Here is an 18759-nt window from a genome sequence, read left to right on the forward strand (position 1 = left end):
GGTGAAAGGGGCTGTGTATAGTTTTATTATAGTTCAGGTTGCATTAAATATCAAGAAGATTTTAAAAAAAATTGTGCAGGATTACCGACTGAAAAAAGATGCTGCACTTGGTTATGTCGGCTGAAACTTTGTCAGCCTGTATTTCAAGCGGTACCGTATTGCCCCGTTTTCTCCTGTGGAACGGGACGGTCGGGGCAAAAGAAGGCGTGGTTGGTGAAAAAGGACGAAAGCTGGGGAGAAACAGAGAAAAAATTGTGGAAGGCGCAAGAGAAAAAATTTAAAAAAGGGATTGCAGGGGACGAAAATTTTTTGTAGAATGAATGTATATCAAGAAGTAGCGTGGCCCGTATTTTCGGGCCACTGTCATTTTCGAGGAAAGGACGGGGACTGGAAATGGAGCTTCTCAAGCAGCGGATCCGTCAGGACGGGATCGTGAAGGGGAACGATGTGCTGAAGGTGGACAGTTTTCTGAACCATCAGATGGATATTGCCCTTTTTGAGGAGATCGGCAAAGAATTCCAGCGCCGGTTCGCCAACTGCGGCGTGAACAAGATTTTGACCATCGAGGCCTCCGGCATCGGGATCGCTTGTATCACGGCGCAGTTTTTTCACTGTCCGGTGATTTTTGCCAAAAAGACCCAGACCAAAAATATTGACGGCGAGGTCTTTGCCACCCAGGTGGAGTCTTTTACTCACGGCCGGATCTATCAGGTCATCGTGTCCAAAAAGTTTCTAGGCCCCCAGGACAAGGTGCTTATCGTTGACGACTTTTTAGCCAACGGCGCCGCCCTGGAGGGACTGATCGACATAGTGGCGCAGTCCGGGGCACAGCTGGCCGGGGCGGGGATCGTCATTGAAAAGGCGTTCCAGCCCGGTGGAGACCGGCTCCGCGCCCAGGGCGTGCGGGTGGAGTCCCTGGCCAGAGTCAAGGCTATGAGTGAGGAAAACGGTGTGGAGTTCGCGGATTAAAGCCGGAGCCATCCGGTTTTAATATATGTACCATCCGAGGAATGAAAAGAGCAACCAAAAACTAAGGAGGATAACACAACGATGAAGAAGATCCTTGCGGCGGCTATGGCAATGGCCATGGTCCTGTCCCTGGCCGCCTGCGGCAACAGCGGCGACGGCGGCAACAGTGCCACCAGCGGAAACAACCAGTCCAACACCAGCAGCAGCCAGGCTGGCGGCTCCCAGACCACCGACGTCAGCGACTTTAAGGTGGGCGCTATCTACATCAACAGCAAGAACGACACCGCCGGCTACACCTATGCCCACCACAACGGCATTACCAAGGCCATGGAGGCCCTGGGCATGGACCCCGACACCCAGCTCATCATCCAGGACGAGATCACCGAGGACTATGAGAACGTGGCCACCGCCGTGGATACCCTGGTGGGCGAGGACTGCGACATCATCTTCGGCATCTCCTTCGGCTATCTGAATGCCATGGCCGACAAGGCTGAGGAGTATCCCGATGTGATCTTCTCTCACGCCACTGGCTATATGAGCAACCCCAACAACTACAACAACTACTTTGGCCGTATCTATCAGGCGCGCTACCTGGCCGGTATTGCCGCTGGCCTGAAGAGCCTGGAGACCAACAATAACAATGTGGGCTATGTGTCCGCCTACGGCACTGAGTACGCTGAGACCTGCTCCGGCATTAACGGCTTTGCCCTGGGTGTCCAGGCCGTCAACCCCGACGCCACTGTCTATGTGAAGGAGCTGGGCAACTGGTTCGACGAGGTCAACGAGTACGCCTTTGCCGAGGAGCTGATTAACAGCTACAACTGCGGTGTCATCGCCCAGCACTGCGACTCTGCCCAGCCTCAGCTGGCCGCGGAGAAGGCCGGCGTGTTTGGCTGCGGTTACAACTCCGACATGACCAAGGACGCCCCCAACGCCCACCTGACTGCCCCTGTGTGGAACTGGGATGTCTACTACAAGCTGGCAATCGAGACTGCCATGGCCTGTGAAGGCGATGCTTCCCAGTTCGTGGAGAAGATGGGCGGCGAAGCTTGGTACGGCGGTCTGGCCGAAGGCTTTGTAGATGTGTCCCCCCTGAGTGACAACTGTGCTGCCGGCACCCAGGACGCCATTGACCAGGTCCGTGAGCTTATCGTTTCCGGCGCTTGGGACGTGTTCTCCGGCGTAAAGCTGAAGGTCACAGTCGCTGACGGTAAGGCCGCCGTGGAGCAGTATGACGACGCTCTGGTCACCAGCGACCGGGACGAGACCAAGGACGGCCAGGTGGTGGTTCCCGCCAACACCGAGATCGTGCCCGCCGGCGGCGAGTCTGTGGAGGACGGCGTCATCACCGGCACCATGAACTACTTTGTCAAGGGTGTCGTAGTGGCCTGAGCTTTTTGAACGAATATCCCCTAAGACCCGAAAAACCGGGCCGGCCACCGGCCGGCCCGGTTTTTAGAGCTTATGGCCCTTGGCCTGTGCTCCCTGGTCCGGAACCTCCGGCCCAGGGAGGAGAGGCCAGCGGTATTGGATTGCCTGGATACGATGTGCAATATAAGAGAGAAAGATAACAATTTGTAGTACAAAAGAGGGAGCGTGGTTCCATGGCGTCGGAATATGTCATTGAAATGAAGGGCATCACCAAGACCTTTGGCAGTGTGGTGGCCAACAAGGACGTAGACCTGACCCTGCGCCAGGGGGAGATTCTGGCCCTGCTGGGGGAAAACGGATCGGGCAAGACCACCCTGATGAATATGCTGTCTGGCATTTACCAGCCTGACCGGGGCCAGATCCTGATGGACGGGATACCTGTGACCATTAATTCCCCGGAGGATTCTAAGCGGCTGGGCATTGGTATGGTCCATCAGCACTTCAAGCTGGTGGATGTGTTCTCCGCGGCCGATAACATCTGGATGGGCAAGGAGAAGGCCGGTATCGGGCTAAACAGGGCTCGGTACGGAGAGATCGGGGAGATGGCCAAAAAATTCGGCTTTGACATCGACCCCAGAAAAAAGGTCCGGAACATGGCGGTGTCGGAGAAGCAGACCCTGGAGATTATCAAGGTGCTCTATTACGGAGCTAAGGTCATCATTCTGGACGAGCCTACCGCGGTGCTGACAGTCCAGGAGATTGATAAGCTCTTTGCTGTGCTGCGGAAGATGAAGGAGGAGGGCCACTCCATCATCATCATCACCCACAAGCTCAACGAGGTCATGGACATTTCCGACCGGGTAGCTATCCTGCGCAAGGGGGAGTATATCACCACCGTGGACACCGCTCACACCAACGAGCAGGAGTTGACCGAGTGGATGGTAGGCCGGAAAATTGACCTGAATATTGAACGGCCTGTGGTGGAAAAAACCCGGCCCCTGCTGGAAGTCCGGGATCTGACCATCAAAAACGACGAAGGCGCCGTGGCCATCGACAAGGTGAGCTTCTACATCCGGGGAGGGGAGATTCTGGGAGTGGCAGGCATCGCCGGCTGCGGCCAGAAGGAGCTGTGTGAGGCCATCGCCGGCCTGCGGCCCATCCAGTCCGGCTTGATGATTCACAAGGGGGACAATATTGTGGGCCTGCCCCCCAAGGCTATTCTGGAGAAGGGCATCTCCATGTCCTTTATCCCCGAGGACCGGCTGGGAATGGGCCTGGCCCCCTCCATGTCCATTACGGACAATATGCTCCTGAAAAATTATGGTGAGAACAAGGGCCCCTTTGTGGATCGGAAGGCGGGCCGGGCCGCCGCTCAACAGGTGATTGAGCAGCTGGGCGTGGTCACTCCCTCAACAGAAACCCCGGTACGCCGGTTGTCGGGCGGAAATGTGCAGAAGGTGCTGCTGGGCCGGGAGATTAAGGCGGGCCCCAATGTCCTGATAACCGCCTATCCGGTCCGTGGTCTGGACATCAATTCGTCCTACGCCATCTATCACATCCTGAACCAGCAGAAACAGGATGGGGTAGGCATCCTGTTCGTGGGCGAGGATCTGGATGTGATGCTGGCCCTGTGCGACAAGATCATGGTACTGTGCCACGGTAAGGTCATGGGCGTGGTCCACGCTCACAAGACGACCAAGGAGGAGCTGGGTCTGATGATGACTGGCGCCCTGGACCTGACCAATAAGTATGAGGATAAGCCCGCCGGTATTGCCCGGGACACCAACATCACCGACCAGGAGTTGCGTGAGCTGGAGGCCCAGGAGGACGGCGGCCGGAGGAAGGAGGACTGACCATGCGTTTTCATATCGTCAAGCGGGATCACTGTCCCCTCTGGAAAAAGCTGTGCCTTTATCTGCTTGCGGTGGGCGCCGCCCTGGCGGTAGGCGGTCTGCTGCTGCTGGCCATGGGAGTGGACCCAGTCGCCTATTACAGCCGGATGTTCACCATGGGCATGGTGGGCAACAAGATTGCCTACAAGACCTTTGAGAACTATCTGAAGGTCTTTGTTCCCCTGGCGCTCACCTCTGTGGCCCTGTCCCTGGCCTTTAAGATGCGGTTTTGGAACATCGGGGGCGAGGGTCAGTTCATCCTGGGGGCTGTGGCCGCCGCCACAGTGGCCTTTAAGGCCGGCCCTATGCTTCCGACTCCGCTGACTTTAGTGCTGATGTGTCTGGCAGGAATGGCCGCCGCCGGTCTGTATGGCGCCTTCGTAGCTGTGCTGAAGGTGAAGTTCGGCACCAATGAGACCCTGATGACCCTGATGCTCAACTATGTGGCCCTATATTTCCTGGTATTTTTGGGAGAAACCCAGGCGTCCTGGAACTTCTTTCTAGACACCTCGTCCGTACGGCCTGTCTTTGCGAACTTCAGCAAGATGGTGTCCTTCCCCACCATTCCCATCGGGAAATTTTCCCTGAATATCTGCGTTCCCCTCACATTGCTCATCGGCGTCCTGGTCTATATCTACCAGAGATACTCCAAACAGGGGTATGAGATCGCTGTGGTGGGGGACAGCGCCGGCACCGCCCACTATGCGGGCATGAAGGTGAACGCCATCGTGCTGCGCACCGTATTCCTGTCCGCCTGTCTTATCGGCCTGGCTGCCTCCTTCAAGGTGGGCACCTCCGGCATCCTCTCCACCTCCTTTACCGACGATGTGGGCTGGACGGGCGTTATTGTGGCCTGGCTGTCCCAGCTGAACACCGCTGTGATCTTTGTGGTGGCCGCTCTGATCTCCATGCTGCAGCACGGCTCCACCATCGCCGCCGCCACCTTCTCCAAGGTGGACTCCAGCTTTGCCGATATGCTTCAGGGGGTCATTCTGTTCCTGGTACTGGCGGCGGACTTCTTCATCCGCTTTAAGCTTGTGCGTTCTCAGAAAGGGGGCAGCACCTAATGGAAATGGATAAACTGGGCGTGGTCACCACCTTTGTCCACAACATCGTGGTGTACAACATTCCTCTGCTCTACGGCACGGTGGGCGAGATCGTGGTGGAAAAGTCAGGCAGCCTGAACCTGGGCGTGGAGGGCATTATGGCCGTGGGAGCCATCTTTGGCTATATTGTGGGCTGCTACGCCAACAGCCTGGGGGTGGGCATTCTGGTGTCCTTCCTGGCCGGCGCCCTGTGCGGCCTGCTCTTTGCCCTGCTGACTGTTTCCCTCCAGGCGAACCAGAACATCACCGGCCTGACCCTGACCACCTTCGGCCTGGGCGTCTACTTCTTTGTGGGCAACGGCGTCAAGGCGGTCAGCTGGCCCGCCATGAATGACTACGCCAACATCAAGGAGGGCTTTTCCAATCTGGCTATTCCCGGCCTGTCCCAACTGCCCGTCGTCGGCCGGGGCCTGTTTGACCACAATATTATGGTCTATCTGGCGGTGGCCATTGCTCTGCTCATGTGGTGGTATCTGAACCGTACCGCACCCGGCCTGCGTTTGAGGGCGGTAGGGGAAAATCCCGGCGCCGCCGACTCTGTGGGTATCAATGTAAAGCGGTACAAATATATCCACATCTGCCTGGGCTGCGGCATCATGGGGATCGGCGGCTACTATATGGGGCTGAATATGTCTGGCTCCTTCAACAGCAGCTGCTGGATCAACGGCTACGGCTGGATTGCGGTGGCCCTGGTCATCTTTGCCAACTGGAATCCTGCCCTGGCCATCCTGGGCACCTTCGTTTTCGGCTTTTTCAATACCCTGCGAGTTTCAGGCTCCAGCCTGGCCGCCGCCTTCCCCGATACGCTTGGGTGGCTGGCTGCCGTCCCAACCCAGCTGTACCAGGCCCTGCCCTTCCTCATCACCGCCATTGTGCTGGTGGCTACCTCCGTCCGCAAGCGTGAGGGCTCCGGCCTGCCCGCCTCCCTGGGGCTCAATTATTTTCGGGAAGAGCGGTGACCTGCCAAGAAAAAGACCTGACCGGATCCATCACAATAGTTTTTTGCCGCTGTCTTCTGAGGAAGACAGCGGCATTTTCTATATATTTTATGTACCGTTTCCACATTTTTCAGGCTTTGATGCTTTCCACAATGCGTCCATCCTGACCTTTGATGGTCACCACCTCCTGCTTCATATTCAAGTCGATCTCACGATACATCATGCCGTAACGTTTTGGGGTTACTCCCGTAAGCTTTTTAAAGGTACGGATAAAATGTTCGTTGCTTTGGAAGCCGGACCGTTCTCCCGCTTCCTGTACCCGCATTCCCTGTCGCAGCAGTCCCCGCGCCTTGAGAACTCTGCAGTTAATGACATAGTCAATTAAGCTAAAGCCAGTGTGCTCCTTAAATAGGTGGCACAGATAATGCTTGCTCATATAAAAGGCTTCCGCGATACTTGCGGTAGTCAGCGGCTCATCCAAATGGTCCTGGATATATTCTAAAATCGGGGTCACTTTTTCTAGTCCCGGATTGGTGCGCGCCTGGGGTTTTCCGGCTTTGGCAAAGTGGGAAAAGCACTCCACCAAAAAGTTGATGACCTCTGCAACTCTGTTCAAATCGGCGCCAAACCCGATCTCTTTTGGGGCCATCAGGCCGGAAAACAGTGTTTCCAGCCTGTTGATATCGTCTCCAGTGAGGGTCACCGCCTGCCCAATCCCGCAGCAGTATGTGCTGAACTGGGTATAGGGGCTGCTGAGGACCTGGAGCATCTGGGGGGACACATGAAATACCATACACCGGTACTCCTCATTCGCCACGCTGCGATGCAGGACCGAGCTATTAATGAAAAATAGCTGTCCCCGGTGCAGCGGAAACACAGTGTTTCCAATAAACAAAAGCCCTTCTCCAGACACACACAGAACAATCTCCACATCCTCATGGAAGTGAGGCTTATCCATAGAATAGGTGTCATTTTTACTGATGTGTACTTCATATCGGCACTGCAGCATACGGGCGCTGTTCTCTCCTTTCTCAAGTCGGGCGTTTCCCAGGGAGCGCCTGTGTTCTCTCAAATGTAGCATGGACGGAAACGCTTCTCAAAGCATTTTGCTTTTTTGAACAAGATAGATCAATAAAATAACAAGGTACCTACCAGAAATTTCGACATGACCCCATTTTATGTGTTTGATCCGAATTATTTAATATTTCTGGAAATAAATCCATTTTTTGTTTTATTCAATTTGTTTATTTGCTTTACCGTCATTTTCACTTTTTTGGTGTTTTCATCCTGCTATTAGCAAGATACGTCAATTTAATCCTCGTTGAGTGCAGGAAAACGTCCTTATTCTCTGACATAATTCAAGGCAGAAAAGCCAATGCGCAGCGGCGATTCCCATCTGTCTCTGCCCGGCAGCCAAGAAAAACCTGCGGCACGGGCCTTATACCAGGCGCAGCCAGCGGGTTGGGCTGGGCACGAATGAAAAAGGAGCAACAACATAATGCTGCACAACTACGACGTGATCCACTTTGAGGCTTTGGGCGAGGAAGCTCACCACCTTCGTGAGGAGACGGAGGCAGCGCAGGCCAAGGGGCTGCTGCCCAGGGATCTGCGTTATCTGATCGTTCCCGATGCACTGCAGGATTTTCTTGCACAGCACCCAGACGAAACGCTTCCTCCCCTCATTACGATTAAGACCCACTCTGTTCCTCCCCAGGACTACCTTGCCAGCAATCCCAAAAAGAGCATCATTACCAGAAGTGCCGGCTATGATCATCTGGAAAGTCTGGCTGATGTTTCCAACATCACCTCTTTGCGCAACTACTGCGTCAACGCGGTTGCGCAGACCGCCATCAAATTCCTGTACGCGACTGCCGGACTGCTAAACCAATACACAGTGAACACTGCTACGTTTGAGCGCAACAAGACTGACTCCTTCATGGAGCTGGCCGCCAACCGGGTCGTGACAGTATTTGGTCTTGGCAATATTGGAAAGCGCGCATTTGATCTGGCTCGTGCCAACGGTCTGACAGTACAGGCTGTGGACATCCGCGCCCGGGAGCTGTCCCAGCGATACGGTGACGACGTGAAATTTGTCACCAAGGATGAGGCCATTGAGACCAGCGACGTGATCATCAACGCCATGAATCTGACCCGGATCAAGGGGAGCCCTTATTACAACGAGAACTACTTCTCCTACGACTATCTCAGCCGTGCCAAGAAGGGGTTGATCTTCATCAATGTGACTCGTGGCGAGATCGCGCCGGAGCCTGTGCTGCTGAAGCTCTACGATCAGGGTGTGCTGGGCGGCATCGGCCTGGATGTGTTCTCCAATGAGCATGATTTTTCATTGGCTGTTCAGAAGGGGCAGGTTGAGACTGTGAACAACCGGGTAGCTGCGGCGCTGGTGCTGCTCCAGATGGCGGAGAGCCGGATGGGCAACATTTATGTGCAGCCCCACCAGGGCTTCAACTCTGATCTGGCTGTGGAGTCCAAGGCAGCTGACACAATTTCCCACATGATCAGCTGGTATCAAAACGGGAAGAAACGTTTTGATGAACAGCTGCCCTATTACCAGGATGTGATCTGACTTTCTGCGCGTCAGGGCTTTCTGGAGCAACTGATAAAGGAGGAAAGTGTTTACAATGGAACTCACAATGTCTTCTGCTATCTGGCAAGTCATGGTCGATATTTCGATCATGGGCGCACTGCTACTGATCGGTGAATTTCTGCGTGCCAAGGTAAAACTGATTCAAAAGGTGCTGATTCCTCCCGCGGTTATCGCTGGTTTTCTGGCTCTTCTGTTCGGTCCACAAAGTCCTGTGGAGCAGCTGAAGATCCTGCCTCTGTCTACCTCATTCGGGACCTATGCCAGCGTGCTGATCGTGGTGATCTTTGCCGCCACCCCCATCGGGGACAAGCCCCAGAAAGGGGCCGCGTCGGGCCCCAAGATCAGCGGTATGTTCTTTAACGTGTCGGGTATTGCCGTACTGCAGTACGCCGTAGGCATGCTGGTCACACTGGTGCTGCTGGTCAAACTCTATCCCACTCTGGACGAGAACTTTGGTCTGATGATGGCTACTGGCTTCTACGGCGGCCATGGCACCGCTGCGGCGGTAGGCTCCGCTCTGAGTGAGCTGGGCGTGCCTAACATGACGGATCTGGGCAACACCTGCGCCACCATTGGCATCGTAGGCGGCATCATTAGCGGCATGATCATTATCAACTGGGGCACCCGTAAGGGCTACACCCACTACGTGGAGAATCCCAAGGAGCTCCCTCAGGAAATGCGTACCGGCCTGGTCCCTGCCAATAAGCAGAAGTCTTCTTCGAAAGGCACCGTAGCCTCCATCTGCCTGGATCCTCTGGGCTTCCATCTGGGCATTGTGATGCTGGCCTGCTGGGTGGGCTATATCGCCTCCAAGTGGTTTGCCAACTGGACGCTGGCTACCTTTGATTTCAAGATCTCTATTCCTGAGTTCTGCCTGTCTCTCATTGCCGGAATCATCCTCAATGGCCTTCTGAACAAGACGGGTGCGGATCAGTATGTGGACCGGGGTACGGTACAGCGTATCCAGGGCACCGCCACCGACTTCCTGATGATTTCCGGTATCGGCTCGCTGAACCTGAGTGTCGTAATGGAATTTGCGGTTCCCCTCATCGTGGTGTGCGCCGCTGGCTTCCTCATCAACTGGTTCTGGTTCATCATCGTGGGCGGAAAATCCTCCGACGAGGATTGGTTCGAGCGCAACATGATGGTCTGGGGTCACGCCACCGGCGTGGCGGCCACCGGCGTGCTGCTGCAGCGCGTGGTTGACCCGGAACTGAAGAGCCGCGGTATTGAGGACTCCGGCATCGCCGATGTGTTCAACCGTCCCATCATCATTGGCCTTCAGGTAATTCCTCCCATTCTTATCGTCAACATGGGTACGACCGGAAGCTGGATCGTCACTGGCGCTTGCTTTGCCATTGTGGCTGTTATGTGGATCTTCGCCTACTTCACTAAGGGCTGGGTCCCCGGACGTCGTCTGAAGACATATCGATAATTTTCCCATTTTTCATCTTCTTCTACATACACCGTCTCTTGGTCCTCCCCAGGGAGCCAGGAGGCGGTGTGTGCCGCTATATACCCAAATCTGAGTGCCCCATATACCAGCCAGGTCTTTTTTGCCCAGGAAATAAGGGGCAGAAAGTCATATAGGAGCTGGCTCCCGCATATCTTCCTGATACGAACCATACAGAGGATAAGGGGTGGTAATGTGGATAAGAGAGATCAAATCGGACGGGCCCTGCGCCGTGGAGTGGCCCTGGGGCTTGTGTTGGTGGCCTGCTGGGGGCTGTCCCTGATGGCCGATTTATCCGGGGTAAAGGAACGGCTGGCCGCGCTGGGGCAGGAGCCCGGCCTGTCCGTCTCCTTACTGTCCAGCCAGTTAGGGGAGCTACCCCGGCAGACCACTTCCGCAGAGCTGACCGGATGGGGCAGGCTGCTGTTGAGTCACAGCGCCCTGCTGGCTGCCGGAGAGGAAGCGGTAGCGGAAGTGCGAGATGGGGCCGACCCGATGGAGGATTTGGGCTCAAAGGAAGAATTGGTGGATGAGGAGGAGCAGGAGGAACCCGACCTGAAGCCTCCCACAGAGGACGAGGGCATCCTGGAGATGACGGCGAAGGGCAAAGAGGGGGGGAAGTACCTCCACGACCAGGGAGTCTATGTCTATGACCGGACCGACCTGGGGCTGGACGCCTCGGTGCTGGGGGAGGGAACGGTGGACGTTCCACTGGGAGAGGGACCGCAGATCCTGATCCTGCACACCCATGGCAGTGAGGCATACTCCCAGTCGGACGGGAGGTCCTATGAGGAGAGCGATCCCTACCGGACCACCGACTGTAACCACAACATGGTCCGGGTGGGGGAGGAGATGGCCACGGTTTTCCGGGCCCACGGCCTTCAGGTGGTCCATGATACCAATCTCTATGATTATCCGGCCTATAATGGGGCCTATGACCGGTCCAAGGCGGCGGTGGAGCAGTGGCTGAAGCAGTATCCCACCATCAAAGTGGTGCTGGATGTCCACCGGGACGCCCTGGTGGGAAACGAGGGGGAGATCTATAAGCTGGTGTCAGAGGAGGCCGGGGAGAAGGTGGCCCAGGTCATGCTGGTGGTGGGCACCGACGGCTCTGGCGCCGCCCACCCCCGCTGGAGGGACAATTTGGCCTTTGGAATCAAGCTGCAAAAAAACCTGGTCACAGGGTACTCCAGCCTGGCCCGGCCCATCGTCCTGCGCAACAGCCGGTATAACCAGCAGCTCTCACCTGGCTACCTCCTGGTGGAGGTGGGAGGCCATGGAAATACTCTCACCGAGGCCCTGGCCGGTGCCCGCCTGTGGGCGGACAACGTGGCCCGCACCCTGCTGGCCATGAAGGAGGGGTAGGAAGTCCGAGAAAAGAGCGGTTGCGAAAACCACCCCCCTGGTGTAAACTGGGGAAAAGGGGTGAAACGGATGAAGCAATACGAATATAAAATAGCTGATATCAGGGTATCTATGGGGTTTGACGAGAAGAAAAAGGTGAGAGAAGCGGAGGAGCAGTGGAATGCGCTGGGCCGGGAAGGCTGGCAGTTTTGCGCACAGGTGAATGGGGGACTGGTGTTCATGCGGGAGATTCAGGATGAATCATGAACAGTATATGCGCCGGGCTCTGGAGCTGGCGATGGAGGCCCAGGCAGAGGGGGATGTGCCCGTAGGCTGTGTTATTGTTCGGGACGGAGAAATCGTTGGCGAGGGGCGCAACCGGCGGGAGGAACGGGGAGACGCCACCGCCCACGCGGAGCTGGAGGCCATACGGGACGCATGCGCCAGGACCGGAAGCTGGCGTCTTCACGGCTGTACCCTCTATGTAACGTTGGAGCCATGCCCCATGTGCGCTGGAGGGATCATCAACGCCCGCATTGACCGAATCTACTACGGAGCGGGAGATGAGAAGGCGGGCTGCTGCGGCTCGGTTCTCAATCTGTTCGAGGAACGCTTCAACCACCATCCCCGCATCTATCGGGGTCCCCTGCGGGAGGAGTGTGAAGCGGTCCTTCAGAAGTTTTTTGAGGCGCTGCGCTGAAAAGATTTAAAGGTTTTGTAACAACTGCGGATAACTTTTGTAATAACCCTTGGGTATACTGATACTCGCAAGGCAAGAGCATCTTTTCATTCTATCCTCCAATTTTTTTGGAAGACCGGCGGTTTGACCGCTGGTCTTTCCCCCTTTTTGGGCAAAATTTTTGGATCCAGGAGAGATTTAAAACTTATGTAACAACTTGCGTTGGAATTGTTAATAAGTTTCTCTTATCATAAAATCTGCAAGAGACAGTTCGTTTCATTTTGATCCTCTTTTTCAACGGAAGCCCCCGGACGCCTTGGAGCAGGCGTCCGGGGGCTTTCGTCAGCGGCCCCGCAGAAAAAGAAAAGGCAGGCCTGTTCAACTACAGGCCTGCCTTTTGATTTTTATGGGGAGGGGATACTTGTGTCAGCATTTCCCTGAACTTTCTTTTTCCGCATCAGCAGCAGGGTCATCAGCCCATGAAACAGCTCGCTTACAGGCAGCAGCAGGGAAATAAAGGTTACCTCCCCAAAATAGAAAAACCGCCACCACAGAAACCCCGCGGCCGCGAAGAAGCATACCGCATTACAGACAACGGAATTTTCCGCTGGCCGTATGGAGCACAGCGCCGTCCGGCCCAGGACCAGCAGCAATACAAGGATAAAGGCGGCAATGCCGGTCCCAAGGTCAAGGAGTAGGTATACAAGCTGATAGGGTGCTCTGTGCCTTTTCCTGAAAGCCGGAGCAAGCCACATGACTCAGGAAAATAACAAGAAAAATGCCGCAGTAATAGAGAAGCTGTTTCTATATCTTGTTCATCTGTTTCCTCCCTCCATCATTGGATGGACCCTTTGACCGATTTGTTTCACTCTGCCTTTAGAGTACCTTATTTTTCCCCTTGTTTCAATCTATCACCAGAATTTTCGTAAAAAAGACGAAAAGGCCCAAGGACCTCGGAAATTCCCGCTTTCTTGGGGGGAGACTCACGGGACAAAAGGAGCGGAGCCCTGGGGATGTCCCGGAGCTCCGCTCGATACTATATTGTGATCCTTCCAAAATCACAGGCCGCTTTTCCAAAGGGGAGAAGAGAAAATCAGCACTTCTCAAAGATGGTGGCAACGCCCTGGCCGCCGCCGATGCACAGGGTGGCAAGGCCCTTCTTGGCGTCGTCGCGCTTCTGCATCTCATGGAGCAGAGTGACAATAATGCGCGCGCCGGAGGCTCCCACGGGGTGACCCAGAGCGATAGCGCCGCCGTTGACGTTGACCTTGCTCATGTCGAAGCCCAGCTCGCGGGCCACGGCGATGGACTGGGCGGCAAAGGCCTCGTTGGCCTCCACCAGATCCATGTCCTCGATCTTCAGGCCGGCCTTGGCCATGGCCTGACGGGAGGCGGGCACGGGGCCCACGCCCATGATCTTGGGATCCACGCCGCCCTGGCCCCAGGAGACCAGCTTGGCCATGGGCTTCAGGCCGTACTTCTCCACGGCCTCGCCGGAGGCCAGGATGATAGCGGCGGCGCCGTCGTTGATGCCGGAGGCGTTGGCGGCGGTGACGCGCTGCTGGCCCTTGTCAGCGGACTCCTTGATGCCGGTGGGCTCGAAGGTGTGCTCCACGGCGGGGGCGGGGGATTCAGGCCCCACAGGGAAGGCGCCCTTCAGCTTGGAGATACCCTCGGCGGTGACGCCGGCGCGGGGGAACTCGTCCACTTTAAACTCCACCATCTGCTTCTTCTGCTTGACCATCACGGGGACGATCTCGTCGTCAAAGCGGCCGGAGTTGATGGCGGCCTCAGCCTTGTTCTGGGAGGAGGCGGCAAACTCGTCCAGCTCCTGGCGAGTGATGCCCCACACGTCGCAGATGTTCTCGGCGGTGGTACCCATGTGGTAGTTATTAAAGGCATCCCACAGGCCATCCTTGATCATGGTGTCTACCACCTTCTTGTCACCCATGCGGGCACCCCAGCGCTCGGCAGGCAGGGCGTAGGGGGCGGCGGACATATTCTCGGTGCCGCCGGCCACAATGATGTCGGCGTCGCCGGCCATGATGGTACGGGCGGCCTCGATGACGGACTTCATACCGGAGCCGCACACCATGCCCACGGTGTAGGCGGGGACGGAGGTGGGCACACCGGCCTTGATGGCAGCCTGACGGGCCACATTCTGGCCCAGGCCAGCGGTGAGGATGCAGCCAAACATGACTTCGTCCACCTGCTCGGGCTTGACGCCGGCGCGGGACAGGGCCTCCCTGATGACGGTAGCGCCCAGATCAGCGGCGGGGATATCCTTCAGGGAGCCGCCGAAGGAGCCGATGGCGGTGCGGCAGCAGTTGACAACGTAGATGTCTTTCATAGCTTCTGTTACCTCCAAAATTTATTTGGCGTCCAGAGGGACGCCCACGATTTCCGCTCTTGTTCTGATTATATCGGAGGAAAGGGGAAAAAGCAATCAATTTTTCTGCCCAAGGGTGCCTCTTTCCTGCCTGTGATTGACAAAATCGCAAAAATTATATCAGCGGAAGGGCAAAAATTATGTAAAATAGTGAATTTTTTAACAAAATCCCCCGGCTCTATTTTAAGCCGGGGGAGGGAAGAAGGCTTCAGTCCGCAAGGACGGCCTCCTGGTAGGGGGGCGCCACAGAGGTATCTCCGGTAGAAACGCTTCCGACAGCCGTTTCCTCATCGTGGAGGACCAGCTCATACTGGGAGCCCAGGCCGCTGAACGTCCGAAGCCATTCCAGTGTGCGGCTGGCGTTGGGTGTCAGGGTGATGCTGAGGGAGGAGGAATAAGTCTGGCCGACGGGACTGCTCTCTGCGGCGGGGGCATACTGGCCGCCGCGGCCGGGCTGCTCCTCAAGGGGCAGCTCCCATTGGAAACGCAGGTCGGTGCGGTAGGTGTTTCGCAACCGCTCCTCGTCGCTGAAGAGATAGCGTACGCCGATGCTCCCATCAGCAAAGTCAGCCTTGACCGCTTCCCACAGGCCCTCCAGGTCCTCCCCGGCGGCGCCGTCCAGATACAGGGTGCTCCGATCTTCCCCCTCCGGGGACAGGGAATTGGGCAGCATCCGGACATCGGTGAGATAGGCCTCCACCAGCCGGCCCTGTTCCTCGAAAGAGGCAAAATTATACACCATGGAGATCAGGCCGCGGTTCTGGATCAACTGGTCGGCCAGCTGAGTGACAGAGCCCTCCTTGTCCAACTCATCCAGGAAGATGGGGACGCTGGAATATTCACGGGACAGGGTGGACCCATCCTTCAGCGTATAGGTCACATAGAAAAAGATGTAGTCATCACCGTATATGCTGTAATTGTCAGCTCCATTCCGGTCCCTCTCATTGATGATGGCCTGGTGGAGGTCCAAGACCTGCTGGATCTGGCCGGGCTCGGTGATCTGGGACAGATGGAAGCCGCTGATATCCATGGGGTATCCCATGTCTGCCGATAGATTGATGGAAGCGACTTGGCCGGCATCGGGAATCCGGCTCTCCACGCCAAAGAGATCATAGACACAGGCGGCGCATAACAGAGCCATGGCGGCCGCCACCGCCGCGCAGCCTTTCCAGGCGTTTAGCACCCGGAAGGATTTTTTTAGCAGCATCTCAGCGGTAAAATAGCCAGCTACGGTCCAAAACAGCACACAGGCGGTGAGGAATACGGCGTCTGCCTGCCAGCCCAAAAAAGTGCTGGTAAAGGTGCCAAAGCACAGTCCGGCGCAGAAGGAGACCCCATATTTAAAAATAGGCTGGACCAGGGGGATGGACACTACATCCCCGGCGGATTCCACATGACGGTGGCGGTAGACCAGCAGGGCTAAAAGGGCAAAAACCAGTCCGGCCACGGCGTAGATGGCCACGGTGGAGGGGGAGGCGAGACCCCACTCCCTAGTCACAGCGGCCCCGCTCTCCCCCGTCTGGACCACATTCCAGTTACAGGCCTGGGACAGCAGATAGACGGGGGTACACCACTCTACCAGTCTGCCCCCCACCCAGCCCCGGCCGGGGAAGCCGTAGAAAAAGCGGTTCATCAGCTCCGCCAGCAGGGTGGAGATCACCATGACCAGAAAATTCAGAATGACATAGAAGGCGGGCAGGGCCAGGATGTGGCCGGTAAACATGGCGCAGAAGGCGGCAAAGGAGAAGAAAAACAGAGCGGTGCCGCTCTGAACCAGCAGCCAGACAGCCAGGGCGGCCAGCGCCTCTCCCCAGCACTCCATAGGCAGAAAGGCCAGTTCGGCGGCCGCCGTCACCAGAGCCACCGCCAGATGGGGCAGCAGCAGGCAGGACAGACCGGCCAGATACTGGGTGGTGAACAAGGCCTCCCGCCGCAGGGGCAGCGCGTGCATCATGGCGGCGGACCGGTTATTGTATAGATAGCCGAAGGAGGCCATGGCGGCCAGCGCCCCAAAGACCAGAGAGAGGGCCACTCCCATAGTCAGGAGATAGGGGATGTCCAGGGCGGCGGAGGTCAGCATGGACTGAAGGTCCAGCTCTCCCTGATATCGCTCCTGAAGCCAGAAAAACTGATTGAGCAGGTTCAGTGGGATCAGAAAGGCCCAAATCACCCCATACAGGGCCCAAAGGGGCCAGAAGCGGGTCATAGTTTTGCGGTAGAGGGTGGAATTAAAGCACGATGTCGCGGACCCCATAGTCCTCACCTCCCATTTCATAGATAAAGATTTCCTCCAGGGACAGGGGCAGGGCCTCCATCAGAATGGGGGAATACACCGCCATCCTGGTCTTGATGTCCGCTGGGCTGCCCCGGACAATCAGAGTGAACACCCGACCTACCTGGGTGGTGTGGAGGACGTTCATATCCTGGGGCAGTTGGGGCAGATGCCCGTCCTGGAAGGCCACCTGGAGCTTGACCACGTTATCCTGAAGGTCGGTGAGGGACCGTTCCAGAAGTACCTTGCCATGGGACAGGATGCCCACATGGTCGCACACGTCCTCCAGCTCCCGCAGGTTGTGGGAGGACACCAGCACCGTGGTCCCCCGCTGGGCCACGTCACCCATCAGAAGGGACCAGACCTGACGGCGCATCACCGGGTCTAACCCGTCTACCGGCTCATCCAGCACCAGTACCTCCGGCTGGCAGCACAGGGCCAGCCAGAAGGCGGACTGCTTCTGCATCCCTTTGGACAGGCGGCGGATGGGCTGCTTCTCATCCACCTCGGGGAAGGCATCCTTCAGCGCCTCATATCGCTTGGCGTCAAATAGGGGGTACATCCCCCGGTAGAACCGCATCATGTCCCGTGTGGAGGCGGAGGCGAAATAATACAGCTCATCCGGAATGGTGGCGATCTTGGCCTTCACAGCGGGATTTTCATAGACCGGCTGGCCGTCAACCAAGACGCTGCCGGAATCGGGGCGGTAGACGCCAATGATGTGGCGCAGGATGGTGGATTTTCCGGCGCCGTTGGGGCCCACCAGGCCGTAGATAGAGCCCTTTTCTGCCGTCATGGTCAGACCGTCCAGGGCCCGGAAGCCCTCGAAGGTCTTGACTACGTTGTTTACCTTTATCATGGTTCCTCTCCTCCTTCCAGAGCCCGGACGCGGGCCCATAACTCCTCGCCGTTGACCCCTAGAAACAGCAGCTCCGCCGCTGTCTGGTCAAAGGTCTGGAACAGGGCGTCCCGCCGCCCGGTGTCCACCCCGCTGTTGGGGGCGGCAAAGGAGCCTTTGCCTGGCACGGAGCAGAGATAGCCCTCGGACTCCAGAGCGTCGTAAGCCCGCTGGATGGTATTGGGATTGATGGCCAGGGAGCTGGCCATGGTACGGACAGAAGGGAGCTTTTCTCCCTCCTGAATGACTCCGGATACCATCAGCTTCCGCAGGCCGTCCTTCACCTGTTCATAGATGGGACGGGAATCCCGAAAGTCTAGGTTGAGCAAAGCGATTCCTCCTCTCTCGGCGGGACGCCGCCGGATCTGGTCTGTAGATATTTACTGTAGTTCGGCCTGAAAGCCTGTTGCCTCGTCCCCGGAGAGTATCACAGTGTAACACGCTCCATACTGGGCGGGGATAGATACCTGGTCCGTAGTGCCTAAGGGGATGATCCTGCCCTCCGCATAGGGGGAAAAATCGATGGAGAAGCCAATCGGATCTGCACCGTCTAGGTAGGCACGGGAGAAACAGGGGACAAGTTCGCTTTCCGCTGTCAACTCTTCTCCGTCCAAGTCGGCCATTCCCCCAGAACCATAAAAGACTCCATCCAGATAGCAGCTCCAGAAGATCTGCTGTATGCCGGAACTCTTGCAGATAATCTGGACCTGAAAGGCGTCTTGCTCCGCAGCGGCGCAACTGGTCAACCCCAAACACAGCAGGCAGGCACCCAGGAAACAGAGGCTTTTTTTCATCCCGCGCATCGCGACCTCCCACACTCAAAACTGTATTAATTGTATT

Annotated in this window: 17 protein-coding genes; 11 read left to right on the top strand and 6 right to left on the bottom strand. The window is 56.7% G+C overall.

What is annotated here, in order from left to right; translation table 11 throughout:
• The first annotated feature begins 393 nt into the window (after nt 1-393).
• From OCV64_RS06200 to OCV64_RS06220, 5 genes are all read left to right on the top strand, one after another.
• Nucleotides 394-969, top strand: a complete 576-nt coding sequence (locus OCV64_RS06200) for a xanthine phosphoribosyltransferase (protein ID WP_147572573.1) — start codon at nt 394-396, stop codon at nt 967-969.
• 81 nt (nt 970-1050) lie between these two features.
• Nucleotides 1051-2361, top strand: coding sequence for a BMP family ABC transporter substrate-binding protein (locus OCV64_RS06205; protein ID WP_147572574.1), 1311 nt, complete (start codon nt 1051-1053; stop codon nt 2359-2361).
• Between the two features lie 212 nt (nt 2362-2573).
• Nucleotides 2574-4193: an ABC transporter ATP-binding protein gene (locus tag OCV64_RS06210; RefSeq protein ID WP_147572576.1), complete on the top strand. Its 1620-nt coding sequence runs from the start codon at nt 2574-2576 to the stop codon at nt 4191-4193.
• Nucleotides 4194-4195: 2 nt separating this feature from the next.
• Nucleotides 4196-5299: an ABC transporter permease gene (locus tag OCV64_RS06215; protein WP_147572577.1), complete on the top strand. Its 1104-nt coding sequence runs from the start codon at nt 4196-4198 to the stop codon at nt 5297-5299.
• Nucleotides 5299-6297 (top strand): ABC transporter permease, encoded by a 999-nt coding sequence (locus OCV64_RS06220; protein WP_262669565.1) that lies wholly within the window; start codon nt 5299-5301, stop codon nt 6295-6297. The genes OCV64_RS06215 and OCV64_RS06220 overlap by 1 nt, the downstream gene beginning before the upstream one ends.
• Before the next feature lie 109 nt (nt 6298-6406).
• Here the strand turns inward: OCV64_RS06220 and OCV64_RS06225 are convergent, their stop codons facing one another.
• Nucleotides 6407-7357: an AraC family transcriptional regulator gene (locus OCV64_RS06225; protein WP_240288852.1), complete on the bottom strand. Its 951-nt coding sequence runs from the start codon at nt 7355-7357 to the stop codon at nt 6407-6409.
• A gap of 417 nt (nt 7358-7774) precedes the next feature.
• On the opposite strand from OCV64_RS06225, the gene OCV64_RS06230 reads away from it, so the two are divergent.
• From OCV64_RS06230 to OCV64_RS06255, 6 genes are all read left to right on the top strand, one after another.
• On the top strand, nt 7775-8863 hold the full coding sequence (locus OCV64_RS06230) for an NAD(P)-dependent oxidoreductase (protein ID WP_186853201.1): 1089 nt from the start codon (nt 7775-7777) through the stop codon (nt 8861-8863).
• 55 nt (nt 8864-8918) lie between these two features.
• Nucleotides 8919-10319, top strand: a complete 1401-nt coding sequence (locus OCV64_RS06235) for a sodium/glutamate symporter (RefSeq protein WP_147572580.1) — start codon at nt 8919-8921, stop codon at nt 10317-10319.
• 213 nt (nt 10320-10532) lie between these two features.
• Nucleotides 10533-11702 (top strand): stage II sporulation protein P, encoded by a 1170-nt coding sequence (gene spoIIP, locus OCV64_RS06240; RefSeq protein ID WP_262669566.1) that lies wholly within the window; start codon nt 10533-10535, stop codon nt 11700-11702.
• Between the two features lie 69 nt (nt 11703-11771).
• Nucleotides 11772-11948, top strand: coding sequence for a DUF4177 domain-containing protein (locus tag OCV64_RS06245; RefSeq protein WP_262669567.1), 177 nt, complete (start codon nt 11772-11774; stop codon nt 11946-11948).
• The gene (tadA, locus tag OCV64_RS06250; RefSeq protein ID WP_147572582.1) at nt 11938-12381 is read left to right on the top strand and encodes a tRNA adenosine(34) deaminase TadA; all 444 of its coding nucleotides are present in this window, start codon (nt 11938-11940) and stop codon (nt 12379-12381) included. Before OCV64_RS06245 ends, tadA begins: the two co-directional genes overlap by 11 nt.
• Nucleotides 12382-12839: 458 nt before the next feature.
• Nucleotides 12840-13058: a hypothetical protein gene (locus OCV64_RS06255; RefSeq protein WP_186853196.1), complete on the top strand. Its 219-nt coding sequence runs from the start codon at nt 12840-12842 to the stop codon at nt 13056-13058.
• Between the two features lie 395 nt (nt 13059-13453).
• Here OCV64_RS06255 and OCV64_RS06260 read toward each other — a convergent pair whose 3' ends face one another.
• The 5 genes from OCV64_RS06260 to OCV64_RS06280 form a co-directional block, all read right to left on the bottom strand.
• Nucleotides 13454-14710, bottom strand: a complete 1257-nt coding sequence (locus OCV64_RS06260; protein ID WP_186853195.1) for an acetyl-CoA C-acetyltransferase — start codon at nt 14708-14710, stop codon at nt 13454-13456.
• Between the two features lie 247 nt (nt 14711-14957).
• Entirely contained in the window at nt 14958-17003 is a 2046-nt protein-coding gene (locus OCV64_RS06265) for a hypothetical protein (protein WP_262669568.1), read from the bottom strand.
• Nucleotides 16978-17880 (bottom strand): ABC transporter ATP-binding protein, encoded by a 903-nt coding sequence (locus OCV64_RS06270; RefSeq protein ID WP_262669569.1) that lies wholly within the window; start codon nt 17878-17880, stop codon nt 16978-16980. Before OCV64_RS06270 ends, OCV64_RS06265 begins: the two co-directional genes overlap by 26 nt.
• On the bottom strand, nt 17877-18248 hold the full coding sequence (locus tag OCV64_RS06275) for a GntR family transcriptional regulator (RefSeq protein WP_186853193.1): 372 nt from the start codon (nt 18246-18248) through the stop codon (nt 17877-17879). The genes OCV64_RS06270 and OCV64_RS06275 overlap by 4 nt, the downstream gene beginning before the upstream one ends.
• Nucleotides 18249-18299: 51 nt before the next feature.
• Nucleotides 18300-18722: a hypothetical protein gene (locus OCV64_RS06280; RefSeq protein WP_262669570.1), complete on the bottom strand. Its 423-nt coding sequence runs from the start codon at nt 18720-18722 to the stop codon at nt 18300-18302.
• Between the last annotated feature and the right edge of the window lie 37 nt (nt 18723-18759).

The sequence above is a fragment of the Muriventricola aceti genome (genome assembly GCF_025567565.1).
Lineage (GTDB): Bacteria > Bacillota > Clostridia > Oscillospirales > Oscillospiraceae > Lawsonibacter > Lawsonibacter aceti.